Below are 23,756 nucleotides of genomic sequence, written 5' to 3' on the forward strand. Positions count from 1 at the left end.
AGATTTGACGGCCGCTGGAGCCCGCGCGGTTTAAGTTCTGAAAAGCATAATTATTCTCGTGACACCCCTCCGGCAGTGTCACGCATCTGCCCGGCGCTCCGCGCCGCGTGCGGCGAGCCCCGGCCGATCTCCGACTCGGCTCTCCGAGACCTGAATTCGCGTCCGACCGGCCCTCTCGGCGCCGACCATCTCTACGAAGCCCCTTGACGCGCCGATGCGAACCGGGTTTACCCTAGAGGCCCCGATTCGTCAGCTTCCGTTCGCTCGCAGACATCATGAATCTCGTTATCGTCGAATCTCCGGCTAAGGCCAAGACCATCAAGAAGTATCTCGGACCCGATTTCGAGGTGATCGCCTCCTATGGTCATGTCCGTGACCTAGTGCCCAAGGAGGGCGCGGTCGACACCGAAAACGGCTTCGCGATGAAATACCAGATCATCGATCGCAACGAGAAGCACGTCCAGGCGATCGCCAAGAAGCTCAAGGACGCCGATGCACTCTATCTCGCGACCGACCCGGACCGCGAAGGCGAGGCCATTTCCTGGCATCTCTACGAGCTGCTCAAAAGCCGCCGTCAGATCGGCAAGCGCCCGGTGTTTCGGGTGGTCTTCAACGAGATCACCAAGCGGGCGGTGCAGGAGGCCGTCGCCAATCCGCGCGAGCTGTCCTACGACCTGGTCAACGCCCAGCAGGCGCGTCGCGCCCTGGATTATCTGGTCGGCTTCAATCTCTCGCCGCTGTTGTGGAAGAAGATCCGGCGGGGACTCTCCGCAGGGCGGGTGCAGAGCCCGGCGCTGCGTCTGATCTGCGAGCGCGAGGACGAGATCGAGGCATTCGTCCGTCAGGAGTACTGGTCGATCGAGGCCGATGCAGCCAAGGACGCGCGTCGCTTCACCGCCAAGCTAGTCGAATTCGAGGGGGAGAAGGTCGAGCAGTTCACCGTCGTCGACGGGGAACGCGCCGCGACCATCCACAAGACCCTCGTTCAGGCCGCGGCCGGCACGCTCAAGGTGGAGGAGGTCGAGCGCAAACAGCGCAAGCGCAACCCCGCTCCGCCCTTCATCACCTCCACACTCCAGCAGGAGGCCGCCCGCAAGCTCGGCTTCACGGCCCAGCGCACCATGCGCGTGGCCCAGCAGCTCTACGAGGGTGTGGATGTCGGCGGCGGACCGATCGGGCTCATCAGCTACATGCGCACCGACTCGGTGAATCTCGCGCAAGAGGCGTTGGACGAGATCCGCGCCTATGTCACGGAGCGCTTCGGAGCCGACCATCTCCCGGATACGGCGCGCTTCTACAAGACCAAGGCCAAGAACGCCCAAGAGGCGCACGAGGCGATTCGCCCGACTTCGGTCTATCAGGTCCCCAAAGAGATCCGCGCCCATCTCAGCGCCGATCAGTTCAAGCTCTACGAGCTGATCTGGAAGCGCACCCTGGCCTGCCAGATGGCCCATGCGCTCATCAACCAGGTCGCGATCAATCTGAGTGCGGGTGAAGGCAATCTCTTCCGTGCAACGGGCTCGACGGTCGCCGAGCCCGGCTTCATGAGCGTTTACCTCGAAGGACGCGACGATGCCAAGAGCGCCGACGACGACGAGGAGCGCATGCTCCCCGAGATGAAGGCCGGTGATCTGGTGGAGCTGCTGGCCATCCGCCCGGAGCAGCATTTCACCGAGCCGCCGCCGCGATACTCCGAGGCATCGCTGGTGAAGGCCCTGGAGGAATACGGCATCGGCCGCCCCTCGACCTACGCATCCATTATATCGACCTTGCAGGATCGCGAATACGTGGTGCTGGATGCCAAGCGCTTCCTGCCGACCGACGTCGGTAGGGTGGTCAACCGTTTTCTGACCGAGTATTTCAACGCCTACGTCGACTACGATTTCACTGCGAAGCTCGAAGACGACCTGGACGCAGTATCGCGCGGCGAGGGCGAGTGGGTCCCCTTGCTCGAGCAGTTCTGGAAACCCTTCAAGGAGCGTGTCGACCACACCGAGGCGTCGGTCAAGCGCAGCGATGTCACCCAGGAGCGCATCGACGAGACCTGTCCCACATGCGGCGGTCAGTTGTCGATCCGGCTCGGACGCAACGGTCGCTTCATTGGCTGCACCAACTATCCGGAGTGCGACTACACCCGCGACCTCAACCCCGACAAGGCCGAGGCGGATGCCCCGGAGCTCATCGAGGGCCGCACCTGCCCGCTCTGCAACTCCGCACTCGAAATCAAGCGCGGACGTTACGGCAAGTTCATCGGCTGCAGCGCCTACCCGACCTGCAAGCACATCGAGCCTCTCGAGAAGCCCGAGGACACGGGCGTCACCTGCCCGAAATGCACCAAGGGGACGCTACAGAAGAAGAAGTCACGCAAGGGCAAGATCTTCTATTCCTGCTCGACCTATCCCACGTGCGACTACGCCGTCTGGGACGAGCCCATCGCCGAACCCTGCCCCAGGTGCGGATGGGCGGTCTTGACGATCAAGACCACCAAGACCAGAGGGGCCGCCAAGGTCTGTCCTCAAAAGGAATGCGGTTTCCGCGAGGCGATTGCCGAGGATCAGGCCGAAGACGCAACCGAGCCGGTGTGAGCAGTGTCGAGAGGGAGCGAGGCACGCCACTGCGCGCGGCGGATTCAAACGCAAACCGAACGCCTCCGCTCGGGTCGCCGAGTCTTATCGGGCATCCGACCCGGCACGGCTTAGAAACAGCGCCAAGATGCCCGCACCGAGACAGAGGGCGAAACCGAGCAAGGCCCAGTTCGCCAGCGTCAGTCCGAGAATCAGGGCGCCTTCGTCCTCGCAGAAGCCCGTCGCCATGAACAGCGCCGGTGCCTGTTGGCCGAGCCATTCGACCCACTGCTCGATCAACCCGGGCGCGCCGGCCACGCAGGAAACACTCTCCGGCGGCTGCAGCTGCAGCCAGCTCTGGTAGGCCGCGACACCGATCCCCGTAGCCGAGACCGGCAGGGTCAAGGCGCCGATCAGGCGCCCGAATATTCTCGCTCCGGTGCAACCTGCGCCGAGTGCGGCCCCGAGCGCGAGCACCGCGAGCACCATGAAGAGCAGGCGCTGAAAGATGCATAAATGACAGGGATCCAACGCGAGCCAGTCGGTCATCACGAAGCTCGACGCGACGGCGAGGGCGCAACCGCCGGCCATTAAGCTCCAAAGCAGGCGAGGCGACGGGCCTGTCATTTCGATGCCTCGCTGGCAAGGCAGGCGGAGAACGTCATCAGCTGAACCATCCCTCGACCGTCTTGCGATCCGGAACCCCGCCGGCATGCACCACCTGACCGTCGATAACGACGCCGGGGGTGGACATGATGCCGTAACCCATGATCCGGCCGAGATCCTCGACCTTCTCCAAGGCAATCTCGGCGCCCTTCGCCTTCGCGGCCTCTTCGACCACCTTGTAGGTGGCATTGCAGTTGGCACAGCCTGATCCCAAGATCTTGACTTCTTTCATATCGGTCCTCGTGTCGCTTGGTCCCGGTTCCGGGAAAAGTTCTTAAGGAACGGTTCAGAAATAAGGAAAACGACTCGACCCGAGAATCCCTTTGCCACGATAGTCGTTGTCGTAATCGACGACGACAACGACAACAGCACCGATTGGATGCGGGGCTCAACTTATTTCTGATACGTTAATCAGGTCATCGGGTTTCCATTTTACGCCAGCAGGTTGAATCCGTAGCCGACCAGGATGAAGGCGATCGCCAGCACGCCCACGTAGAGCGCCAGCCCCGGCCAGCGGATGACCTTGCGCAGGATGATCATCTCGGGCAGCGAGAGTGCGGCGATGCTCATCATGAAGGCCAGCGTGGTGCCGATCGCCACACCTTTCCCCAGCATGGCCTCGGCAACCGGGATCACCCCGGTCGCGTTGGAGTAAAGCGGGATCCCGAGCAGCACGGCCCCCGGAACCGCCAGCCAGTTGTCGGTGCCGCCCAGGTGCTCGACCACCCACTCCTCCGGGACATAGCCGTGGAAGAGTGCGCCGACGCCGATGCCCAGCAGCACCCATTTCCAGAGCCGCCTTAGGATCTCGCGGACCTCGCTCAGGGCGTAGCGATGGCGACCGATCAGCGAGGTGTCGGGCTCAGGCATCTTCAGCTCGCCCATATGGATCTGCCAGACGTAAGGCTCGACCCAGCGCTCGGGCCGGAAGCGCTCCATGACGACGCCGCCGACATAAGCGACCGTCAAGCCGGCGGCGACGTACATGAGGGTCAGCTCCCAGCCGAGGATCCCCAGGAGGATCACCACCGCGACCTCGTTGATCATCGGGCTGGCAATCAAAAAGGAGAAGGTCACCCCGAGCGGGATGCCGGCCTCGACGAAGCCGATGAAGAGCGGCACCGAGGAGCAGGAGCAGAAGGGTGTGACCGCACCCAGCCCGACCGCGGTCGAGCGCGCCGCCCATTTGGGTTTGCCGCGCACATAGGCGCGAACCCGCTCGGGCGAGAGGAGCGCCCGAAAGAGCCCCATAACATAGATGATGATAACGAGCATGACGAAGATCTTCGCCGTGTCCATGACGAAGAAGTGCAGCGCCGCCCCGAGATGGCTCGCCGGGTCGATGCCCAGCAGACGGTAGACGACGAGATCGCCGAGTGTATCGAACACCTATGAGCGCCTCTCTGGAGTGAATCCTTGGCGTCTACTGTATGCGATCTTCCGTATATTTGGATTGCGCGATATCACGATCGGCCGTATCCCGGCGCTGGGTATCCCGAATTCCGGGATCCCGACTTAGGCGATCCCGGACTTCGGACATTACAGCTCCCCGGCCGCACCGCCCTCCATGATCGCCCGGATCGTGTCGCGGACCTTCAGCGAGGACGCCTTCAGCTCCTCGGGCAGCTCCCGACCGCCGTGGATCATCATGTCCAGGTTCATGCTGTAAAGCGTCAGGCGGCCTTCCTTATCTTCGACCAAGGCGATGCGACAGGGCATGAAGCCGCTGTATTCGTTGCGATATTCCAGCATCTGTCGACCGACCCCGGCATCGCAGAAGGAGATAAAGTTGACGTAGCGATAGGACTCGCCCGTGATCGCCTCGATCTGCTTGTAGAAGGGCGATTCGCCGACAAAGAGCAGGTTGTGAGAGACCGCGATGCTCTTCATGGACTCGATGACGTCGTCCGGGCTCAGCCCTTCCTCGACCGGGATCGCCCACATCATGGCTACGCCGGGGTCGCCGGTCGCGAGCAGGCGCGAGGCGAGCTCGCCGTAGACGCCCGGAAATTCGGGGTCGAATTCGCCGAGGGTCGGGGCGACCCGCCAATAGAGGACGCCGATGCTGACAATGGTCAAAAAGCCGATGACGGCCAGTAGGTTGCGAACAATCTTCACTGTAAATACCCCTGTGCTGATGTCGGCCGCCTCTCGAGCGGCTCGATCCGTGATGTCGCGGGGCGGTTGCGCACGCCGTTGAGGCAGGGCCCTAAACCGCGTCGAGAGAGACATGCGTCATTTTCATTTTGCGTTTGGCTTTGGAGATATCCTCGATCTCGGTCAGACGCGGTTTAACATTCAGCGAGGCTTCGCCTCAGACCAACGAGACATGGGGATGCCCCGGTTGATCGTCGGTGCACTAAGCTTCCGTATAGAGCCGCTTGGGCGGCGAGTGGGACGCGATGTCCCTGTGTCAACCTGGGCCTGCCGTCATGATAGGACAAACCATCGGTGAGTTGTTGAACGCGCATGTGACGTTGGTTGTCGAGGGTATCGATCGACTCGACCTCAACGCCTACCGGCCCAGGCTGCAGACCGGGAGCGGGGTGGCCTACTTCTTCCGCATGCACCGCGGCGCTGCCGTCGCTCGCCCCTGTTGATGGCCCCGATGAGTCATGCCTTTGTCACCGCGATCGATGCCTTTGCCAAGCGCGAGCAGATCGACGTGGTGCCGGTCCGCTGTTCATCAAATCCTCGTCCTACTTTCTTTACACGGCACGGATCTGCCTGAACGGCCACGAGTACGCCAAGCGGCAACTGGCGAAGGCCGGCATGGCCTTCGAGCCGCTCGACAATGGGATCCTGCGGTGTGCGGATGGTCCGGCCCTGCGAGGAATCCTCGACGCGATGAGCGCCGAGCGCATTGAGGCGATGGTGCGCAAATGGTGCGCGCGCCTGCCGCATCCCTTCACGCCCGAAGACCGCGCTGCGGGATTCCGCTACGAGCTGTCAATCCTGCAGGCGGAGTTTGCCCGCACCCAAGTCATCGACCGTCCGCTCGCCGGGTGCCAACTGCGCGAGGAGCTGATTCGCGAGAACCTGATCAACAACACCGGTGTCGTCGGCATCGGCCGCAAACTGTGCAACCTGCCCGCCTTGCGGGCTATCGGTTATGCCGCCAATCGCCGCCTGCTCAAGGTCGAAGCCATCAGTCAGTACTGTACCCTGGCCGCCGGGTTGTTCGAGGCCGTCACCCAGCCGCAGACTATCGACGGGCAACGTGTCCCCCGCCTGACCTTCGGAGATCCACGCGTCATGTCACTTCTCGCCACGCTGTGCCTGTTCTTCATTCCGCAGCGGTTCCGCAACGTCTGGCTGCGCGAGAAAATGGCCCAACTGCTCGGCGTGCCGCTTGAGGACTGCGGCCCCGGCAAGGCGACCTAGTTCGTTAAAGCCACTATTCTTTAAACCGCGCCAGCTCCGACAGTCGTCGTTCGTTAAAGCCACTATTCTTTAAACCGCGCCAGCTCCGACAGTCGTCGGAGGTGGCGCGGCCAAGTCACTCCAACACATGACGCATACCGCACCGGGCGCGGTTTAAGCGGGTGTCAGCTCTTCCATCGGCCAACGCGCCCTGGGCTTGAAGGCGAGCGGCTCGAGATGTCCGGCGCGCAGGCGCTGCCAGCCGGCGTAGGCGATCATGGCGCCGTTGTCGGTACAGAGGGATGGTCTGGGATAGAAGGTCTCGCCGCCCGCGGCGGCGATGGCGGTGTTCATCCGCTCGCGCAGTCGGCGGTTGGCGCTGACGCCGCCGGCGAGGATCAGGCGCTGGTGCCCGGTCTCCTGTAAAGCGCGGCGGCACTTGATCACCAGGGTGTCGACGACGGCTTCCTCGAAGGCACGGGCGATGTCGGCTCGGCTCTGTTCCGGATCGAGCGCCTCGGGCACAGTCTCGCGAACGGTGTTGAGTGCGAAGGTCTTGAGTCCGCTGAAGCTGAAGTCGAGGCCCGGTCGGTCGGTCATGGGGCGCGGGAAGCGGAAACGCGTCGGGTCGCCACGCTCGGCGAGCTTGGCGAGCTCCGGTCCGCCGGGGTAGGGGAGATCGAGGATCTTCGCGGTCTTGTCGAAGGCCTCGCCAGCGGCGTCGTCGAGCGACTCGCCCAAGATGCGGTAGCGGCCCACACCGGTCACGTCGACCAGTTGAGTGTGTCCGCCCGAGACCAGGAGCGCCACGAAAGGGAAGGCGGGCGCCGGGTCTTCGAGCAGGGGTGCGAGTAGATGCCCCTCCATGTGATGCACGCCGACCGCCGGCACGCCCCAAGCCCAGGCGAGGCTGCGGCCCAAGGCTGCGCCGACCAAGAGCGCGCCGACCAGACCGGGTCCGGCGGTATAGGCAACGCCGTCGATCGAGACGGGATCGAGCCCCGATTCTTCGAGAACCTGCCGGATCAGCGGCAGGGTCTTGCGGACGTGATCGCGCGAGGCCAGCTCCGGGACGACACCGCCGTACTCGGCATGGATCTCGATTTGGCTGTAGACGGCTTGGGCAACCAGACCGCGCTCGCCGTCATAGACGGCCACGCCGGTCTCGTCGCAGGAGGTCTCGATCCCGAGGACACGTCTCACGATCCTGTTGTGCAAGTTGATCACCGATGGGTTGGCTCGGTTGTGCCGGGCGGGAGCGAGGCACAACGAAACTGGGATTCCTGTTGTGCTTCCTGCCGTCAGCACAACTGCAGCAGAGTAAGCGGGTTAGCGATCTGCATCCACCGCGTAAGGGGCCGGGTCCAGGATCGGGGGGCGCCCGAGCACCAGATCGGTCGCGAGCCTCGCCGATGCGGGGCCGGTCACCAACCCGTTGCGGAAGTGTCCTGCATTGATAAAGAGTCCATCCACGCCCGGATAGGCGCCGATAAAGGGGATGCCGCTCGGGGAGCTGGGTCGGAGCCCCGCCCAGTGGTCTTCGATGGGCGTGCGTTTGAGGACCGGGAACATCTCGAAGGCGGCACGGTAGAGGGACTCTTTGGCCTCGGCGGTGGTCGTCTTGACGAATCCGGTGTGCTCGAGGGTGCTTCCGAACAACATCCGTCCGTCACGCCGCGGAATGAGATAGCGCTCGCGGTGCAGGGTGATGTGGTTGATCTGACCGGGCTTGCCGTAGAAGAGGATCATCTGACCGCGCACCGGCGCGATGTCCGGTGTTTCGCCGAGCTGCTCGAGCAGCTTGGCGGTCCAGGCGCCGGTGCAGATCACGACCCGGCGCGCCTCGATGGCCCCGTCCGGCGTCCGTACCCCGGTCACCCGACCGCCGTCGACCAGAAGCTCCAAGACCTCTTCGTTTTCGCGCAGCTTGATCCGGCCTTCGACCGAGCGGCGAACCGCCTTGGTCAGGCGCGGCGTGCGCACCTGAGCGATGCGCGGCAGCAGGAGTCCGCGCGTGAGGCCGGGTCCGAGCTGGGGCTCGATCTCGTGCAGGTGCGCGGCTTCGACTGTCTCGATGGGATGGTCATGGCGCTCGGCCCAAGAGACGGCGACCGAGTGCTCCTCCATGTCCAGGATCAGCATGCCGCTCAGGGTCAGCTCGGGATCGATCCCGGTTTCCTGCAAAAGCACCTCGGCCAGCTCCGGATAGGCGTGCTGGCTCCAGGTCGCGAGAGCCGTCACCGCGTCCGGATAACGCCAAGGGTAGATCGGCGAGATGATGCCGCCGCCGGCCCAGGATGACTCGCGGCCGGTCTCGCCCATCTCGATCAGGGTGACCTCGGCACCGGACTCGACCAGATACCGTGCGTTCAGGAGACCGATGATGCCGCCGCCGACGACGAGGACATCGCTCATGATGCCGCCCTCTCGCCGAGCTCGCGCGGCAAGGGGAAGACGACCTGCTCGCGGATACCATCCTGCTCCTCGACCCCGGCGACGCCCCATGCCTCGAGCTGTGCGATGACCCGATCGACTAGCACCTCGGGGGCCGAGGCCCCGGCAGTGAGTCCGACCCGCGGCGAGGCGCTGAGCCACTCTTGGCGGATGTCCTCGGGACCGTCGATCAGATAGGCGGTGCAGCCCTGCTTCTCGGCCAGCTCGCGCAGTCGGTTTGAGTTGGAGCTGTTGGCCGAGCCGACCACCAGCAGCAGATCGCAGCGCGCGGCGAGATCACGGACCGCGTCCTGTCGGTTCTGGGTGGCGTAACAGATGTCGCTCTTTTTCGGTCCCTGGATCTCGGGGAAGCGTTCACGCAGTGCGTCGATGATCCCGCTCGTGTCGTCCACCGAGAGCGTGGTCTGGGTGACATAAGCGACCCGCGACGGCTCTTTGATCGCGAGCCCGGCGACGTCGGCGACCGACTCGATGAGATGCATCGCCCCGCCGTCGCTCAGACACTGACCCATGGTGCCCTCGACCTCGGGATGGCCGGCGTGCCCGATCAAGATGACCTCGACCCCGTTCTTGCAGTGCCTTGCGACCTCGAGATGGACCTTGGTGACCAAGGGGCAGGTCGCGTCGAAGACGCGCAGGTTTCGCCCTTCCGCCGCGCGCCGTACCTCTTGGGCGACGCCGTGGGCGCTGAAGATCAGCGTCGCCCCGTCCGGGACCTCGTCGACCTCCTCCACGAAGACGGCGCCGCGTTGTTTGAGACCGTCGACGACGAAGCGGTTGTGAACCACTTCATGCCGGACATAGACGGGTGCGCCGTAGAGCTCGAGTACGCGCTCGACGATCTCGATCGCGCGGTCGACACCGGCGCAGAACCCACGGGGATTGGCGAGGAGGATGTTCATAGTGTCAAAGGATAGGGGATCGGTCGGGAGAATTCACGCCTCCGGGCCACGCTTGAACCGGGGCTCGGGCCCAGGCCCGGGCCCGGCCACGGACAAGACGCGGACGCGGATCGTCAAGGAGCGTCCGGCGAATGGGTGGTTGAAGTCGACCTGCACGCGATCGGCCTCCACTTCCAGGACGATCCCGCTGGTCTCGTGCCCGCCGGGTGTCTCGAAGGCGACGACCAGTCCGGGTATGGGCTCGATGTCTGGCGGGAAATCGCTGCGCTCCATCCAGTGGATGCTGGCCTCGTCATAGGGCGAGAAGAGCTCCGAGCCATGCGCGACGACATAGGTCTCGCTGCCGGGGGCGAGGCCTAGAAGCGTGGACTCAAGCTCCGGCGTCAGGGTGCCGTCGCCGATGGTGCAGGCGATCGGCTCGGCGTCGAAGGTCGAGAGTGCGACGAAGCCGTCCTGGAAGCGGACCTCCAGATGCAACTCGACGGCGCGACCGGGGGCGAGGAGGGTGCCCGTCCCGGTCTCGGTCTCGTTCGCCGCCCTTTTCGCAGGTGGGGTCTCGGGCGGGTTGGCGTGCGTCACGACGCGGCTCACGCCTGCTCGGCAGCGATCGCGTGCAGGACCGGCAGGTCCAGACCAAGTGCCTCGCCGTTGCGGATGGCGCGGGCGAGGCGGGCCGGCGCGCTGCGACCCATGCAGGCGTGCTCGGGATCGCCCGCGAAGGCGACGCCGAGCGCGACGAAGAGTGCATCGCGATCGAACCGACGCCCGGTCATGGCCTCCTGAAGATCGATCACATCATGGCCGACCTCCTCGGCAAAGGCGCGATGCCGCGACCACAGGGTCTCGACCGTTCCGCCCGTGCGCAGCCCGGCGATGTTGGTGGTCAGGATGAAGAGGTTCTTGAGCACCAGCTCGAAGACGAGCTCCTCGGCGCTGCTCAGGCGGTGTGTGGGGATCGCCAGGGTCCCCAGCGCATCGGCGAGCAGATCCGCCTGAGGACCGAACACCGGGGAGGGGATAATGACCTTGTGGTCGCGCCCCGGTTTCTTCTCGAACCAGACCGAGATCACCGTCGGGTCGACGCAGGCGGCCCAGTCGCTCGGCAGCAGCTCGTTTTGCAGCAGGCCGAGCCGCCCTCGCCATTGAGGCGGAACGGCGGCGAGGGTTGCGGCGAGGTCGGCCTCTCCGACCGCGATCAACACCAATTGCGGCTCGGGCAGCTGGGTTGCTGCCGTGACCAACGAGGCTCCGCGCAGCACGGGGAAGACGGGATGGCCGAGCTTGAGAAGGCCGCGCGCGAAAACGCCGCCCATCTCGCCGACACCGACGAGCACGACAGGATGTTTCATCGTTCGGGAGAGCCTCCGGCCGCCAGCTTCCAGCCGCCGTCCGCGATCGACCATCGGTGATGCTGTACCCCGCCCAAGCTCGTCATCACAGCAACTCCTGCGTCACGAAGAGATAGCCGAGTGCGATCACCACGACAAAGATGGTGGCATAGATGAGCAGGATGCAAACCCCCGGGAGGTCATTGCAAACCGTGCTGTATCGACAGAGCTTACATCCTTTCATCCGGCTCCTGCTGCCGTGTTTCGGCGGGGCGGCCTCGCGGGTGCGGGGCGGGCTGGTGAATTATCGGGTTTCTCAATCCAGAGTATCCTCACCCAGATCGGAGGCATGATCAAGGAGTGTCGAGGGCTGAGGTGTGCCCATCCCACTTTGACAGCAAGACTTCGGACCTGTTGCGATCGGCCGGGATAGAGTGGCTAGTGGCTAGTGGCTAGTGGCTAGTGGCTGGAAACGAATTTTTGAACAGAGGCTTAGCGACCGGAAAGCCGAATAACCGGCGCCTATCGGGGATAACCATGCGGGTCGGCCTGGAGCGCATCGAGACCGGCACCGACAGGCTTTGCCGCCAGTGTTGGGGGTGAGCTAACGGCCGGTCGGCTGGAGGCGGACGGTTTGGTCCCTGCTGGGCGGTCGCGTAACATCGTCAAGGATCGGGACAAGGTCGCGTCCCTTGCGGTGTCGGAGATGTCCGAGTCGATGTTCGTATATCCCGCGACAGACGAGACTTTCCAGACGTTTGTCGTGAAGAGCTCATTCAAAGGCCCTGCGCTGGTCGCCTTCTGGGCGTCCCGGGCCGGGCCGTCGCGTCCTCTGGCGGAGTTGTTGACCCGTTTGGCGGCGGACGCTGTCGCGTCCGCGCTTGGTCTCTTCGCCGAGGTCCATCGGCGGGATCCGAGCTATCGTGACGGGATCGGCCGACGCGGTCTCGTTCAGAAACAAGCAAAACAACTCGACGGGAGAGCACCTTTGCCACGGTTGTCGTTGTCGTAATCGACGACGACAATGACGACAACGACAACGACAACGACAACGACAACGACAACGACAACGATTTGATTTGGTCCTTAATTATTTCTGACACGTGACTAGGTCACTGTTCAAGAGTTCGATCCTAACCACTAACCACTAACCACTGAAACTCTCTGTTGCCCTATGTCGATGACGCAAACCCCCAGGATCGGATTCGTCAGCCTCGGCTGTCCCAAGGCGACGGTGGATTCGGAACGGATCCTCACGCAGCTGCGTGCGGAGGGCTACGGCATCCCGCCGAGCTACGAGGATGCCGATCTAGTCATCGTCAACACCTGCGGCTTTATCGACGACGCGGTCGAGGAGTCGCTCGATGCAATTGGCGAGGCTTTGCATGCCAATGGCCGCGTCATCGTGACCGGTTGCCTGGGTGCGCGTGCCGAGATCGTTCGCAAGGCCCATCCGGAGGTTCTTGCGGTGACGGGTCCGCATGCCCTCGACGAGGTGATGGCGGCGGTGCATGCGCAACTGCCGGCGCCGCATGATCCCTTCGTTAGTCTGGTGCCGCCGCAGGGCGTGAAGCTCACGCCGCGGCACTTTGCCTATCTCAAGATCTCGGAGGGGTGCAACCATCGCTGCAGCTTCTGCATCATCCCGAGCCTGCGCGGCGATCTGGCGAGTCGCCCGATCGGCGAGGTGCTCGCGGAGGCGGAGCGGTTGGTGGAGTCGGGGGTGCGCGAGCTCCTGATCATCTCGCAGGACACCAGCGCCTACGGGCTGGATCTGCGCTATCGGCCCGATTTCTGGAATGGCCGGCCGCTCAAGACGGATACGTTCAACCTGGCGCGCGCACTCGGCGAGCTGCCGGCCTGGGTTCGGTTGCACTATGTCTATCCCTATCCGCATGTGGACGCGCTGATCCCGCTGATGGCGGAGGGGCTGATCCTGCCGTACCTCGACATGCCTCTCCAGCACGGGAGCGAGCCGATTCTGCGGGCGATGCGTCGTCCCGCGGCGACCGAGAAGGTGCTCGATCGGCTCTCGCGCTGGCGCGAGCAGTGTCCTGATCTGGTGATGCGCAGCACCTTCATCGTCGGTTTTCCGGGCGAGACCGAGGCTGAGTTCCAAGAGCTGCTCGACTTCCTGCGCGCCGCCCAACTGGACCGCGTGGGCTGCTTCCCCTATTCGCCGGTCGATGGTGCGAGTGCAAACGCGCTGCCCGATCCTGTCCCGGAGCCGGTCAAGCACGAGCGGGTCGAGCGCTTCATGGCCGTGCAGGCCGAGATCAGCCGGACGAAGCTCGCCGAGCGCATCGGGCAACGACTGACGGTGCTGGTCGATGAGGTCGGCGAGGACGAGGTGATCGCGCGCAGCTATGCCGACGCACCCGAGATCGACGGCGAGGTGATCATCGCGGGCGCCTGGGAGCTGGATCCGGGGGATTTCATCGAGGTCGAGATCACGGATGCGGGCGACCATGATCTGTGGGCGCAGCCGATCGCCGATTAAATCGCGTCCGCTGCGATATGCGGGCTCCGAGCTTGGGGCGGGATACTCACGTCCATTCGAGGCCGGCGCCGACGCGATTCAAGTGAATAAAATCTTTTAGTTTCCCGAACCGCGTCTCGCCGAGGCTGCCGTGTGGCACGAGGTCAAGGCAAAGGGCGAAGCGATTTTGATCGCTCCGGACGCGGTTCAGTGGGGCGTCAGAACGCGGGGCCGGCCTTCTTGCCCATCTTCTTCAGGATCACGGCCAAGGGGCAGAATCCAGTGAAGGCGGACTGCAGTAGGTTCAGGCCGACGAAGGCCGTGAACCACATCCAGTAGGGGCTGACGTAGTGCGCGAGCAGGAGCGAGATCAGGATGAAGGCGCCGGCGACGGCAAAGACGATGCGCTCGATAGACATGGACATCTCCAAGGGTTCGGATTGCGGGTTGGGAAGGGTCGATACCCTACGAGATATTAAAGAACGCTTATACTCGGTTCAAGGTCGATTGACGTAAGGTTTCTCGCCGGATGGATGAGGGGAGCTGCCCAGTGGCGATCCTCCAGCAGCCGGTTGAGGAGGTCTTGTCGGTTTCTTGCCGGACGGATGAAGGTAGCTGCCCCGTGGACGTCGACGCCTTTCCGCGCTTGATCGAGAGCTTGATGCGACCCGATGCCTATCCGCATCCCGCCGACCCGGTCGAGCATATCGAGACGCATATCTCGCACGTTTTTCTTGCCGGGGCATTCGCCTACAAGCTCAAGAAGCCGATCGATCTGGGTTTTCTCGATTTCTCCACCCTGGAGCGCCGTCGCCGCTGTTGCGAGGAGGAGCTGCGGCTGAACCGGCGTCTGGCGCCGGACCTCTATCTCGACGTGGTCGCTGTCGCCGGCACTGCAAGCGCGCCGCGCATCGGCGGATCCGGTCCGGTGCAGGAGTATGCCGTGCAGATGCAGCGTTTCCCGCAAGAGGCTCTGCTCGACCGTCAGGTCCTGTCCGGCGAGTTGATCGACCGCTTGGCGGAGGATGTCGCGGGGTTTCATGCCCGGATCCCCGTCGCCGACATCGTGAGCCCCTTCGGGACACCCGAGACCGTACTGGCTCCCATGGTCGACAACCTGGTGCAGATTCGCGCCTGTGCCTTGGAGCCGGATCCGCGCGACCGTCTCGATCGTCTCGAAACCTGGATACGCGGTCGTTGGCAGGCCCTGATCCCGATGATCGAGCGTCGGCGACGCAACGGCTTTGTGCGCGAGTGTCACGGCGACATGCATCGCGGCAACATCGCCTTGGTTGACGGGGAGATCCGCATCTTCGACGCGATCGAATTCAATCCCTTCCTGCGCTGGATCGACACGGCAAGCGAGGTCGCCTTCCTGATCATGGACCTGGATGAATCCGGTGCGGTGCCGTTGGCTCGGCGCTTCCTGAACCGGTATCTCGAGCGCAGCGGTGATCACGAGCTGCTGGCCCTGCTGGATCTCTATAAGGTCTATCGCGCGCTTGTGCGGGCGAAGGTCATGGCGATCCGTCTCGGGCAGCCCGGTCTGGATCCTGCGCAGCGGGTTCTCGATCGCGAGACCTGTCTCCGTTATCTGGAGCTTGCCGAGTCCTACACCGCCACGCGGGTGCCCCGCATGCTGATTGCGTGCGGGCTCTCCGGGTCCGGAAAGAGCTATTTGGCGCGCCAGCTCCGCGAGGCCCTTCCCTTCATCCACCTGCGCTCGGATATCGAGCGCAAGCGTCTCTTCGGCATCTCCGAGACCGCGTCCACGCGGGCGTCGTTCGACGCCGGGATCTATTTTCCGATCGCGACCGAATGGACCTACACCCGGCTGTTGCGCCTGGCGGAGGCGATCCTCGGGTATGGTTACGACGTGCTGGTCGATGCAACCTTTATCTCCGTGGCGCGGCGCGCCTGTTTCTGGGATCTGGCCGAGCGCTGCCGCATCCAGGCCGCGATCCTGGCGCTCGATGCCCCCGCGGAGGTGCTGCGTGAACGCATCGTCTGTCGCCGCGCCGAGAACAAGGATGCCTCGGATGCCGATGTGCAGGTCCTCGAGCGCCAACGCTTGGCCTTGGAGCCCTTGGTGCCCGATGAGCGAGCTCGCGCGCTCTTCATCGACACCAGTCAAGCGCAGCCCTTGGCGGAGGTGCTTGCACGTCTCGATCTGGTCTTCGCCGCAGTGCATCGACCTACCAGGCAATGAGGACCACACCGGCGAGCATCAGCAGGCCGCCCGGAAGACGTGTGGAGAGTCCGGTCTCGCGGAAGATCAGCACGCCGTAGAGGATGCCGAAGAGCAGGCTGGTGCGTTTGACGGCGATCATGTAGGCCACCTCGACCTGTTGCAGGGCCAGGAAGTGAGTGTAGACCATCAGCCCCATCAGGCCGCCGACCAAGAGCACAGGTCCGGGTCGGCGCGCCAGTTTGATCAGAAGCCCGGGCCGGGGCAGGACGATCAGCAGGCAGACGGCCGCGCCAAGCAGTGCGAAGTAGAAGGCCCCGAAGAACTCCGGGTCCATGTGCCGCATGGCACCTTTGCCCAAGGTGGCTGTGAGGGCATAGATGGCGGCCACCGCAAGCATCAGCCGCGAGCCCGGCTCCTCGACGATGGCCGCGAAGGGACGCGTCCAGCTTCGCCAGTCGCCGCGCTTGGCATGTCGACTGTTGAGCAGCCAGGCCCCGGCGACCACCAACCCGACCCCTGCCGCACCGAGCGGGCTGACCTCCTCGCCGAGCAGCACCCAAGCCACCGCGATGACGAACACCGGGGTAAAGGCCAGGAAGGGGAGGGTAAGCGAGAGCGGATGGTCGCGGATCGCCGCCATGTAGAGCAGCATGGCAGCGATTTCCAGCGGGATGAGGGCCGCGATCCAGAACCAAAAGGCCGGCGGAAGGGACGACAGCGGCGGCATGCCGACCAGCAGCGGCGTCATCAGGAGTCCGACGACACCGAAGCGGACCACGACCAATTCACGGGCGGAGAAGCCTTGCAGCCAGGCCTTGGTTGCGGCGTCGGCGCTCGCTAGGCTGAAGGCGCAGAGCAGGGAGAGGCTGACCCAGTCCATGGCGCCGCGCGCGAGTCCCGCCGGCTAAGGCCGCTGCTCGGGCGGCAGCTTGTCGGTCAGGACCTCGACTCCGGAGCAGGGACGATGCGCCTGCTCGCTCAGATGGCGTCGCCAGGCGCGCGCGCCGGGTTGGCCTTGGAAGAGGCCGAGGATGTGCCGGCTCATGGCACTCAGCGGCGTGCCCTTCGCGAGCTCGCGCTCTACATAAGGCAAGAAGGCGTCGAGGACTGCGTTGCGGGTCGGTGCGCAACGGGCATCCCCGAAGATCACCTGGTCCGCCTCGGCGAGGATCCAGGGGTTGTGATAGGCCTCGCGACCGACCATGACCCCGTCGAGCGTCTCGAGAAACCCTAGGGTCTCGTGCAGTGTCTTGATGCCCCCGTTGATCGCAATGGTCTGGTGCGGCAGGTCGCGCTTAAGCTGCTCGACGACGTCGTAACGCAACGGCGGGATGTCGCGGTTCTCCTTAGGGCTCAGCCCGGCGAGCCAGGCCTTGCGCGCATGCACGATCAGCGCGTCGCAGCCGGCCTCGGTTACGGTGCCGGCAAAGTCCAGAAGCTCGCCGTAGCTGTCGCGATCGTCGATCCCGATACGGGTCTTGACGGTCACCGGCACCGCCACGGCATTCTTCATCGCCGCGACGCAGTCCGCGACCAGTCCCGGCTCGGCCATCAAACAGGCGCCGAACCGGCCGTTCTGCACCCGGTCCGACGGACAACCGACGTTGATGTTGATCTCGTCATAGACCCGATCGGCGCCCATCCGTGCACAGTGCGCCATCTCCTGCGGGTCCGATCCGCCGAGCTGGAGCGCGATCGGGTGCTCGGCTGGATCGAAGCCGAGAAAGCGCTCGCTCTCGCCCCTTTGGGAGCCATGGATCAGCGCACCCGTCGTGACCATCTCGGTGTAGAGCAGGGTGTGCCGGCTGAGAAGGCGCAAGAAATAGCGACAGTGCCGATCGGTCCAGTCGAGCATTGGCGCAACGGACAGGCGGCGGTCCAGCACAGGTGCGGGGAGCGAAGACAAAGACGTGCCTTGCAACGGGGCGGTTGGATGAGCAGGTGTAACCGAACGACGGCTCCTAGTCTATCCGCGTACGGCATCGACGGGTACCGGTTTGGCACGCGCGCTCGTGACGCCGGGAGAAAATTCACCGGTTGCGGGAGTGTAGGGACAGGACTGATGCCTCTCCCCGCGTTCCGCATCGTCGAAGTATTCGGCGACATCGGGCACCTTCCATCCCTGTAGGTTGTGCTGACGACAGGAAGCACAACTTCCGTCGACGTTTGGTTGTGCCTCGCACGGCTCGGCACAACCTACGGCCCTAAGATCTCTAAGATCTCTCACGGAGACACGGAGACCCGGAGATATGGGGAAACATTTCGGATTCTCCGTGCGCTCCGTGTCTCCGTGAGCGGAATTACGATCTGGAACCAGGGTGCCGGCGTCGACTGATCGGTGAACGGCCTGGCTCGCGATCGACCGCCGACGTTCGGGTCGGGGTCGATCGATCAGAGTTGCTGCGATCAGGAACCCTGTCCGGGACGTCTGACCGGCTCCTTGAGGGTGACCAGCTCCTCGGCACTGCTCGGGTGGATCGCGACGGTGTCGTCCAGATCGGCCTTGGTCGCGCCCATCTTCACCGCCACGCCGAAGCCCTGCATCATCTCGTCGACGCCGTCGCCGATCGCGTGTATGCCGACGACCCGCTCCTCGGGACCGACGCAGACCAGCTTCATGGCGGTCTTCGGCCCATGCGTGTTGAGTGCGTAGCGCATCGGGGTGAAGCTGGTCTCGTAGATGGTTAGGGTGTCGCCGTATCGCTCGCGCGCCTCGGGCTCGGTCAAACCGACCTTCCCGATCGGCGGGTGTGCGAAGACCACGGTCGGGACGTTGTCGTAGTCGAGCTTCAGATCCGGCTTGCCGCCGAACAAACGTTCGGCCAGACGGCGCCCGGCGGCGATGGCGACCGGGGTCAGGGGCTCGCGGCCGATCACGTCACCGATGGCATAGATGCCCGGCACGTTGGTGTTCTGATAGGGATCCACCGGGATGATGCCGTTTGGCTGCATCGTGACGCCCGCGGCCTCCAGATTCAGCTCGCGCGTATTCGGCGTGCGTCCGACGGCCCAGAGGAGGGTGTCGAAGCCGCCCAGACGCTCGCCGTCGCGTGTGACCAGTGCGAGGCCATCGGCATTCTTCTCAAGCGCCGCGACCTCGAATTCGAGCCGCATCTCGATGCCGTCGACCGCCATGTTCTCCGCCAGCGTCTCGCTGATCATGGGGTCGAAGAGAAACAGCACCCGATCCTCGAGCGCCACGATCGTGACCTCGGTGCCGAGTGTGCGCAACACCCCGGCGAGCTCCACGCCGATATAACCGCCGCCGATAATAGCGACGCGCTTGGGTTGAGTCTCCAGCCCAAAGAAGCCGTCGGAGGTAATGCCAAGCTCGGCGCCCGGCATACGCGGTACGATCGGCCGTCCGCCGGTCGCGATGACGAGGTGGTCGGCGCTGTAGTGTTCTTCGCCGACCGCAATGGTCTTGGCATCGACGAAGCGCGCCTGACCTTGAATGCGAGCGATGCCTTGTCGCTCGACATAGCCGTCCCAGTAGCCGTTGATGTCGGCGACATAGCGGTTACGCCCGGCGACCAGCGTCGGCCAGTCGATCCCGTCGGACTGCACCTTCACCCCGTATCCGGGTGCGTCGGCGACCGCCGCCGCCAGATTCGCGCCGTACCACATGACCTTCTTGGGAACACAGCCGGCGTTCACGCAGGTGCCGCCGAGCTTTCCCGCCTCGATAACCGCGGCGCGGCGTCCGAGCTGTGCGGCTTTCTCGGCGACCGCAAGACCGCCGCTTCCGCCTCCGATGGCGATCAGGTCAAAATGCTGACTCATACTCTTGACTCCCGGTCCGGTTTTGGATCCGCCTCGGATGGGGCGACCCGGCCGCGGCCGGATCGCCCGCCCATCTCGCCGAGCCGACCTTAAGCGGCGTGATGCTCCTTCAGCCACACCTCGAGGGCGTCGGATCCGCCGACCAGCTTGCCGTTGACGAAGATCTGCGGCACGGACGCTGCGTTCGCGACGGCGCGCAGGGTCTGCTCCGTGTAGTCACGGTTCAGCAAAAGCTCCTCATAAGCGATCCCGGCGTTGCGCAGGGCGTCTTTCGCCTTCGCGCAGAAGGGGCAACCGTCGCGGGTCATCACGGTGACATCCAGAGGCTTCGCCGCTTCCGGCGCCAGGTAGGCGAGCATGGTGTCGGCGTCCGAGACACCGTAGGGGTCGCCTTCGACCTCGGGCTCGATGAACATCTGCTCGACCACGCCGTCGCGCACCAGCATCGAGTAGCGCCAGGACCGCTTGCCGAAACCCAGATCGTCCTTGTCGACCAATAGGCCCATGCCGTCGGTGAACTCGCCGTTGCCGTCCGGGATGAAGGTAACGTTGTCGGCGTGCTGCGCCTTCTTCCATTCGTTCATGACGAAGGTATCGTTGACCGACATGCACACGACCTCGTCGACCCCGTGCTGCTTGAAGGTCGGCACCAATTGGTTGTAGCGCGGCACATGCGAGGAGGAGCAGGTCGGCGTGAAGGCGCCCGGCAAGGAAAAGACCACGACGGTCTTGCCCTTGAAGATGTCGTCGGTCGTCACGTCGACCCATTCGTGACCCTGACGGGTGTGAAAGGTGACCTGCGGAACACGGCTTCCGGTGCGATTCTCGAACATGGGGTCATTCTCCAAGGTTGAGTGAAAGGATTGAGGTGACTGATTTCCGTTGATGGGGCGAAGAATAGTGAGGTTTCGACGATAAAGAAAATGGATTGTTTGTATCGCAGCGATCGTTCTTGACGATTTCAACGCCATCCTCCGTGCCGTGCGACAAACCGAACGCCGGATCGCATTGTACCAAGCCGTTCGAGCGCTCCCTCTCGATGAGGTCAAGGGGGCTCGAATCAAGCGGCACGCGAGTCGATGGCCGGGACCCGCGTCGATTCCGAGCGCCGCGATATCGGGATCAAGCCCTGATCTCCTGCTCGAGCAGGGTGTCGAATGGCGTATCATCGGCTGAATGCCGGCGCATTCGCTCCTCGCCCCGGCGCCGAGGCTCGAATTTTTCCGCACGGATTCTCGCCCAAACCACGACAGAGGCATAGGTCTATGAGTGAGCAGATCAAACCGCCCGTGGATGCCGATGCGGCGAGGTTGCTCGATACGCCCGCAGACACGTCGCTGCTCGACCTTGCTGTGCTTTCCCGACTGAACGATGACTTGGGGCGGGAGTCGGTCGTGGACCTCATGGCGCTATTCCGAACAGAGTCGGAGCGCCGTAGACATCGGATCGAAACCGCGGTTTCCGCCCGCGACGCATCCGCGGCCTGCCACGAGGCCCACGCACTCAAGGGCAGCGCCTTGACCTTCGGCGCCTGCCGGCTGGGGGCACTGGCGTTCAAGATGGAGCAGGCGGGCCGGAGCGGCGATCTGGAGGGTCTGACCTCCGACCTTCCCGAGCTTGCACGTCTGACGGTGGAGACGCAAGCTGCTTTGTCGAAGGTGTTCTCGGAGAGCGGCGATCACTGAGATTCGGCATGATCCCGATGTCACCGCAGTCGTGCTGGCCGACCCGCTGCTGGTGGACGACATCCACCTCGAAATTGCCGACCATGACGACGCTACCGAAGCCACGGATACGTTCCCTGCCGCGGCTGAGCTCGCCGGACTCCATGTAGCCCTTTATGATGTTGACCCCGTCCTTTTGGTCGAAGCTGATCCCCGAGACCTCGTCGAAGCAGACCGCGTCGTACTGACACACCAGCCCTCGCTGACCGGTGCTGTTGTTGACGAACATGCGCACCACCGACGCCTTGCCGCCCGAGACCAGGTGCGCGTAGGGCGACACCTGCTGGAACAGATGGCTCGAACCCCTCCGGCAGACTGTTGCCGATCAATGTCTCTGCCAGCGGGCGCCACGCCGGCTTGGCCGTCGCCGTCACGGTGGGCAGGGCAGTCCAGCGCGTGAGGGTCTCCACGGGGAGTCCGTCCGCCCGGAGTCGCCGGGCCAGATCCATGCCCAAGTCGCAACGCAGACCTTTGGACTCCATGCCATCCTCGTCCTTTGCCGTCATCGTCGAACTTCATCGTCGAAACCTCCAGATGTGTCGGTTGCGGTCGGCGACTCGAAGTGCATCGAGGCTGTTCGATTCGGTGCGCTTGCCTTATCCGGACTTTTCCGGAGTTTTGGATTGATGTCACACCTTGGCGAGCTGGCGCCGGGCATCTTTGAGCAGGAGCAGCCATTGCCGTTCGTGCAGCGGTGACTGCACGAAACCGAACCGCGCGTAGAAGCGGGCCGCCGAGTCGTCGCTCGGGTGCGTCATCAGGGCACGAATGCCGACCTGCTCGGCGATGGTCAGGGTGCGGCGGATCGCATCGCGCAGCATCCCGGAGCCGATGCCCCGCCCCTGGTCCTCGCGCGGCACGGCCAGTCGGGCCGGGATAACGACGGGGATCGGGTGCTGGCCCATTCCCTGACGGATCCGCTGCGGGGCGTCGAGGCAGTCGACCTGGCCAAAGGTCAGGCTGTAGTAGCCGATGACGCGATCCCTATCCGCTACGACGAAGGTGTTGGCAGAGCCGCTCGCCCGGGCTTGGCGGGCGTGACTCGCGAGCCAGATGTTGAGCTCTGGTTTGCCGCAGTCGAAGGTTTCGATCCGATGGAACGTCTCTAGGGGTTGCGGCGCAGCCAGGCTCACTGTTTCTCCCAAGGGTCGGCACGGGAGAAGAGGTCGCGTAGGCCTGGGTTGTCCTGGGCGGGTCGATCGAGCAGGTCCAGAAGTGCCTGATATTCGACGCCGGAGACTAGGAATAGGCGCTGGTCAAGCAGGGTTTGTTTCGCCGCCTGGCAGGCGCTGTCCAAGATGAAGTCGGTCAGGGACTTGTGGGCGACCTCGGCGGCACGGCGCAGCACCCGCTCCTGCTCGGGAGTGGCTCGCAGGCCCAAGGGCGCGGAGCGCGCAGCGCGAGCAGGGCGTTCCGGGGGTGGCGTGCCACTGTACTTAATGGTGTATGACATCCTTGATCTGTTGAGGTCGAGGTCGGTGGCTTCCATGTTAGTACGTTGGACGCACGCGGTCCAAGCGGCGCTTGGACCGAAACGAGACATCCGGGAACGGCCGCAAATAGCAGACCCAGCTCGGGCAGCATCAGGGAGCCTGACAGGTGGCCCCCCGAGCGGCGCAGGGAGAACCCGAAAGCGGTCGCGTGCGGTGGGATCACCAAGGGGCCGGCATCCATCGGTGCAGTCATCCGGGAATTGCGACGGTACAGGCGAATAAAAACTCGCACTCAGGCGGGTATTGGCGCTGCGGATCGACGACAAAGCCTTTCTGAGGCTCGTACGCAAATGGTTGAAAGCGGGCATTCTGGAGCCGGATGGGCGGGTGAATCATCCCGAGGAAGGTTCACCGCAGGGCGGGAGTGTTTCACCCATCCTCGCCAATCTCTATCTGCATCATGCCCTGGATCTATGGGTTGAGGACACCGTCAAAGCGCATTGCCAAGGGGCGGTCCTGCTGTGTCGGTATGCGGACGACTTCGTGTGCGCCTTTGAGCAGCAAGCAGACGCCGAGCGCTGCTATCGCGTGCTTGGGAAGCGGCTGGAAACATTTGGATTGGAGGTTGCCGCGGAGAAAACGAACCTGATTCGGTTCAGTCCGCGTGAGTGGAAGGCGAGCGGCGCCTTAGTGTTCCTGGGGTTTGAGTTTCGATGGGGGATGGGGCGCTGGCGTAAGCCGGTGCTCAAGCCACATCGTTACCCACAACTCTCCCCGTCGGCAGTGCGCTGGGCCTCCAACGCGAGCACGAAATCGGCAGCCCGCTGGAGTCCGATCCAGATCGTCTGGGGTCCGGGGAAGCCATCACG

At 64.0% G+C, this 23,756-nt stretch carries 24 protein-coding genes and 1 pseudogene; 7 read left to right on the top strand and 18 right to left on the bottom strand.

What is annotated here, in order from left to right:
• Positions 1 to 275 precede the first annotated feature (275 nt).
• A complete protein-coding gene (gene topA, locus AADX97_RS20965) occupies positions 276 to 2,585 on the top strand; it encodes a type I DNA topoisomerase (protein WP_374236013.1) in 2,310 nt (769 codons plus the stop codon).
• Positions 2,586 to 2,669: 84 nt separating this feature from the next.
• Here topA and AADX97_RS20970 read toward each other — a convergent pair whose 3' ends face one another.
• The 4 genes from AADX97_RS20970 to AADX97_RS20985 all read right to left on the bottom strand — a co-directional run bounded on the left by AADX97_RS20970 (position 2,670) and on the right by AADX97_RS20985 (position 5,348).
• A complete protein-coding gene (locus AADX97_RS20970) occupies positions 2,670 to 3,191 on the bottom strand; it encodes a disulfide bond formation protein B (protein ID WP_374236012.1) in 522 nt (173 codons plus the stop codon).
• Between the two features lie 37 nt (positions 3,192 to 3,228).
• A complete protein-coding gene (locus AADX97_RS20975) occupies positions 3,229 to 3,462 on the bottom strand; it encodes a thioredoxin family protein (RefSeq protein ID WP_374236011.1) in 234 nt (77 codons plus the stop codon).
• 200 nt (positions 3,463 to 3,662) lie between these two features.
• The gene (locus AADX97_RS20980) at positions 3,663 to 4,619 is read right to left on the bottom strand and encodes a permease (protein ID WP_374236010.1); all 957 of its coding nucleotides are present in this window, start codon (positions 4,617 to 4,619) and stop codon (positions 3,663 to 3,665) included.
• 150 nt (positions 4,620 to 4,769) lie between these two features.
• Positions 4,770 to 5,348 (bottom strand): DUF302 domain-containing protein, encoded by a 579-nt coding sequence (locus AADX97_RS20985; protein WP_374236009.1) that lies wholly within the window; start codon positions 5,346 to 5,348, stop codon positions 4,770 to 4,772.
• Positions 5,349 to 5,662: 314 nt separating this feature from the next.
• Between AADX97_RS20985 and AADX97_RS20990 the strand changes: the two genes are divergently transcribed.
• Together AADX97_RS20990 and AADX97_RS20995 are read left to right on the top strand one after the other, a co-directional pair.
• Positions 5,663 to 5,830, top strand: coding sequence for a hypothetical protein (locus tag AADX97_RS20990; protein ID WP_374236008.1), 168 nt, complete (start codon positions 5,663 to 5,665; stop codon positions 5,828 to 5,830).
• Positions 5,831 to 6,077: 247 nt separating this feature from the next.
• Positions 6,078 to 6,614: a hypothetical protein gene (locus AADX97_RS20995; RefSeq protein ID WP_374236007.1), complete on the top strand. Its 537-nt coding sequence runs from the start codon at positions 6,078 to 6,080 to the stop codon at positions 6,612 to 6,614.
• 153 nt (positions 6,615 to 6,767) lie between these two features.
• Here AADX97_RS20995 and tsaD read toward each other — a convergent pair whose 3' ends face one another.
• The 6 genes from tsaD to AADX97_RS21025 form a co-directional block, all read right to left on the bottom strand.
• Positions 6,768 to 7,811, bottom strand: coding sequence for a tRNA (adenosine(37)-N6)-threonylcarbamoyltransferase complex transferase subunit TsaD (tsaD, locus tag AADX97_RS21000; protein WP_374236006.1), 1,044 nt, complete (start codon positions 7,809 to 7,811; stop codon positions 6,768 to 6,770).
• Positions 7,812 to 7,922: 111 nt separating this feature from the next.
• Entirely contained in the window at positions 7,923 to 9,008 is a 1,086-nt protein-coding gene (gene thiO / locus AADX97_RS21005) for a glycine oxidase ThiO (RefSeq protein ID WP_374236005.1), read from the bottom strand.
• Positions 9,005 to 9,949, bottom strand: coding sequence for a 4-hydroxy-3-methylbut-2-enyl diphosphate reductase (gene ispH, locus AADX97_RS21010; RefSeq protein ID WP_374236004.1), 945 nt, complete (start codon positions 9,947 to 9,949; stop codon positions 9,005 to 9,007). The genes thiO and ispH overlap by 4 nt, the downstream gene beginning before the upstream one ends.
• 33 nt (positions 9,950 to 9,982) lie before the next feature.
• Positions 9,983 to 10,540 carry a peptidylprolyl isomerase gene (locus AADX97_RS21015; RefSeq protein ID WP_374236003.1) on the bottom strand — a complete coding sequence of 186 codons (558 nt, stop codon included), beginning with the start codon at positions 10,538 to 10,540 and terminating at the stop codon, positions 9,983 to 9,985.
• Positions 10,537 to 11,298: a hypothetical protein gene (locus AADX97_RS21020; RefSeq protein WP_374236002.1), complete on the bottom strand. Its 762-nt coding sequence runs from the start codon at positions 11,296 to 11,298 to the stop codon at positions 10,537 to 10,539. Before AADX97_RS21020 ends, AADX97_RS21015 begins: the two co-directional genes overlap by 4 nt.
• 85 nt (positions 11,299 to 11,383) lie before the next feature.
• Positions 11,384 to 11,521, bottom strand: coding sequence for a hypothetical protein (locus AADX97_RS21025; protein WP_374236001.1), 138 nt, complete (start codon positions 11,519 to 11,521; stop codon positions 11,384 to 11,386).
• Between the two features lie 930 nt (positions 11,522 to 12,451).
• Between AADX97_RS21025 and rimO the strand changes: the two genes are divergently transcribed.
• Complete coding sequence (rimO, locus tag AADX97_RS21030; RefSeq protein WP_374236000.1) at positions 12,452 to 13,777, top strand: 30S ribosomal protein S12 methylthiotransferase RimO; 1,326 nt, start codon at positions 12,452 to 12,454, stop codon at positions 13,775 to 13,777.
• A gap of 197 nt (positions 13,778 to 13,974) precedes the next feature.
• On the opposite strand, the gene AADX97_RS21035 is transcribed toward rimO, so the two are convergent.
• Positions 13,975 to 14,175 carry a DUF2892 domain-containing protein gene (locus AADX97_RS21035; RefSeq protein ID WP_093029220.1) on the bottom strand — a complete coding sequence of 67 codons (201 nt, stop codon included), beginning with the start codon at positions 14,173 to 14,175 and terminating at the stop codon, positions 13,975 to 13,977.
• A 203-nt stretch (positions 14,176 to 14,378) separates the two neighbouring features.
• Here AADX97_RS21035 and AADX97_RS21040 point away from each other — a divergent pair, with 203 nt between their 5' ends.
• A complete protein-coding gene (locus tag AADX97_RS21040; protein ID WP_374235999.1) occupies positions 14,379 to 15,965 on the top strand; it encodes an AAA family ATPase in 1,587 nt (528 codons plus the stop codon).
• Here AADX97_RS21040 and AADX97_RS21045 read toward each other — a convergent pair.
• The 4 genes from AADX97_RS21045 to AADX97_RS21060 all read right to left on the bottom strand — a co-directional run bounded on the left by AADX97_RS21045 (position 15,952) and on the right by AADX97_RS21060 (position 20,563).
• Positions 15,952 to 16,827, bottom strand: coding sequence for an EamA family transporter (locus AADX97_RS21045; RefSeq protein WP_374235998.1), 876 nt, complete (start codon positions 16,825 to 16,827; stop codon positions 15,952 to 15,954). The genes AADX97_RS21040 and AADX97_RS21045 overlap by 14 nt on opposite strands.
• Positions 16,828 to 16,851: 24 nt before the next feature.
• Positions 16,852 to 17,802 (bottom strand): tRNA dihydrouridine(20/20a) synthase DusA, encoded by a 951-nt coding sequence (gene dusA, locus AADX97_RS21050; RefSeq protein ID WP_374235997.1) that lies wholly within the window; start codon positions 17,800 to 17,802, stop codon positions 16,852 to 16,854.
• Between the two features lie 551 nt (positions 17,803 to 18,353).
• Positions 18,354 to 19,730 (bottom strand): glutathione-disulfide reductase, encoded by a 1,377-nt coding sequence (gene gorA / locus AADX97_RS21055; RefSeq protein ID WP_374235996.1) that lies wholly within the window; start codon positions 19,728 to 19,730, stop codon positions 18,354 to 18,356.
• Positions 19,731 to 19,819: 89 nt separating this feature from the next.
• Positions 19,820 to 20,563 (bottom strand): glutathione peroxidase, encoded by a 744-nt coding sequence (locus AADX97_RS21060; RefSeq protein ID WP_374235995.1) that lies wholly within the window; start codon positions 20,561 to 20,563, stop codon positions 19,820 to 19,822.
• Between the two features lie 432 nt (positions 20,564 to 20,995).
• Between AADX97_RS21060 and AADX97_RS21065 the strand changes: the two genes are divergently transcribed.
• Positions 20,996 to 21,415 (top strand): Hpt domain-containing protein, encoded by a 420-nt coding sequence (locus AADX97_RS21065; RefSeq protein WP_374235994.1) that lies wholly within the window; start codon positions 20,996 to 20,998, stop codon positions 21,413 to 21,415.
• Positions 21,416 to 21,470: 55 nt separating this feature from the next.
• On the opposite strand, the pseudogene AADX97_RS21070 reads toward AADX97_RS21065, so the two are convergent.
• The 3 genes and pseudogenes from AADX97_RS21070 to AADX97_RS21080 form a co-directional block, all read right to left on the bottom strand.
• Positions 21,471 to 21,746 (bottom strand): annotated as a pseudogene (locus AADX97_RS21070) (BREX system Lon protease-like protein BrxL); the annotation flags it as partial.
• A 337-nt stretch (positions 21,747 to 22,083) separates the two neighbouring features.
• Positions 22,084 to 22,587 (bottom strand): GNAT family N-acetyltransferase, encoded by a 504-nt coding sequence (locus AADX97_RS21075; RefSeq protein ID WP_374235993.1) that lies wholly within the window; start codon positions 22,585 to 22,587, stop codon positions 22,084 to 22,086.
• Positions 22,584 to 22,907: a DUF1778 domain-containing protein gene (locus AADX97_RS21080; protein WP_374235992.1), complete on the bottom strand. Its 324-nt coding sequence runs from the start codon at positions 22,905 to 22,907 to the stop codon at positions 22,584 to 22,586. Before AADX97_RS21080 ends, AADX97_RS21075 begins: the two co-directional genes overlap by 4 nt.
• 283 nt (positions 22,908 to 23,190) lie before the next feature.
• Between AADX97_RS21080 and AADX97_RS21085 the strand changes: the two genes are divergently transcribed.
• Positions 23,191 to 23,756 (top strand): reverse transcriptase domain-containing protein (locus AADX97_RS21085; protein ID WP_374235991.1); only part of this gene is annotated, 566 nt, incomplete at its 3' end.

It is taken from the genome of Thiocapsa sp. C2-2m (genome assembly GCF_041903745.1).
GTDB classification, from domain to species: Bacteria; Pseudomonadota; Gammaproteobacteria; order Chromatiales; family Chromatiaceae; genus Thiocapsa; species Thiocapsa roseilacustris.

Bases quoted from the DNA above. Each gene is read 5' to 3' on its own strand.
- topA (WP_374236013.1), top strand. From the start codon at position 276: ATGAATCTCGTTATCGTCGAATCTCCGGCTAAGGCCAAGACCATCAAG.
- AADX97_RS20970 (WP_374236012.1), bottom strand. From the start codon at position 3,191: ATGACAGGCCCGTCGCCTCGCCTGCTTTGGAGCTTAATGGCCGGCGGT.
- AADX97_RS20975 (WP_374236011.1), bottom strand. From the start codon at position 3,462: ATGAAAGAAGTCAAGATCTTGGGATCAGGCTGTGCCAACTGCAATGCC.
- AADX97_RS20990 (WP_374236008.1), top strand. From the start codon at position 5,663: ATGATAGGACAAACCATCGGTGAGTTGTTGAACGCGCATGTGACGTTG.
- AADX97_RS20995 (WP_374236007.1), top strand. From the start codon at position 6,078: ATGAGCGCCGAGCGCATTGAGGCGATGGTGCGCAAATGGTGCGCGCGC.
- thiO (WP_374236005.1), bottom strand. From the start codon at position 9,008: ATGAGCGATGTCCTCGTCGTCGGCGGCGGCATCATCGGTCTCCTGAAC.
- ispH (WP_374236004.1), bottom strand. From the start codon at position 9,949: ATGAACATCCTCCTCGCCAATCCCCGTGGGTTCTGCGCCGGTGTCGAC.
- AADX97_RS21020 (WP_374236002.1), bottom strand. From the start codon at position 11,298: ATGAAACATCCTGTCGTGCTCGTCGGTGTCGGCGAGATGGGCGGCGTT.
- AADX97_RS21025 (WP_374236001.1), bottom strand. From the start codon at position 11,521: ATGAAAGGATGTAAGCTCTGTCGATACAGCACGGTTTGCAATGACCTC.
- rimO (WP_374236000.1), top strand. From the start codon at position 12,452: ATGTCGATGACGCAAACCCCCAGGATCGGATTCGTCAGCCTCGGCTGT.
- AADX97_RS21035 (WP_093029220.1), bottom strand. From the start codon at position 14,175: ATGTCTATCGAGCGCATCGTCTTTGCCGTCGCCGGCGCCTTCATCCTG.
- AADX97_RS21045 (WP_374235998.1), bottom strand. From the start codon at position 16,827: ATGGACTGGGTCAGCCTCTCCCTGCTCTGCGCCTTCAGCCTAGCGAGC.
- dusA (WP_374235997.1), bottom strand. From the start codon at position 17,802: ATGCTCGACTGGACCGATCGGCACTGTCGCTATTTCTTGCGCCTTCTC.
- gorA (WP_374235996.1), bottom strand. From the start codon at position 19,730: ATGAGTCAGCATTTTGACCTGATCGCCATCGGAGGCGGAAGCGGCGGT.
- AADX97_RS21060 (WP_374235995.1), bottom strand. From the start codon at position 20,563: ATGTTCGAGAATCGCACCGGAAGCCGTGTTCCGCAGGTCACCTTTCAC.
- AADX97_RS21065 (WP_374235994.1), top strand. From the start codon at position 20,996: ATGAGTGAGCAGATCAAACCGCCCGTGGATGCCGATGCGGCGAGGTTG.
- AADX97_RS21080 (WP_374235992.1), bottom strand. From the start codon at position 22,907: ATGTCATACACCATTAAGTACAGTGGCACGCCACCCCCGGAACGCCCT.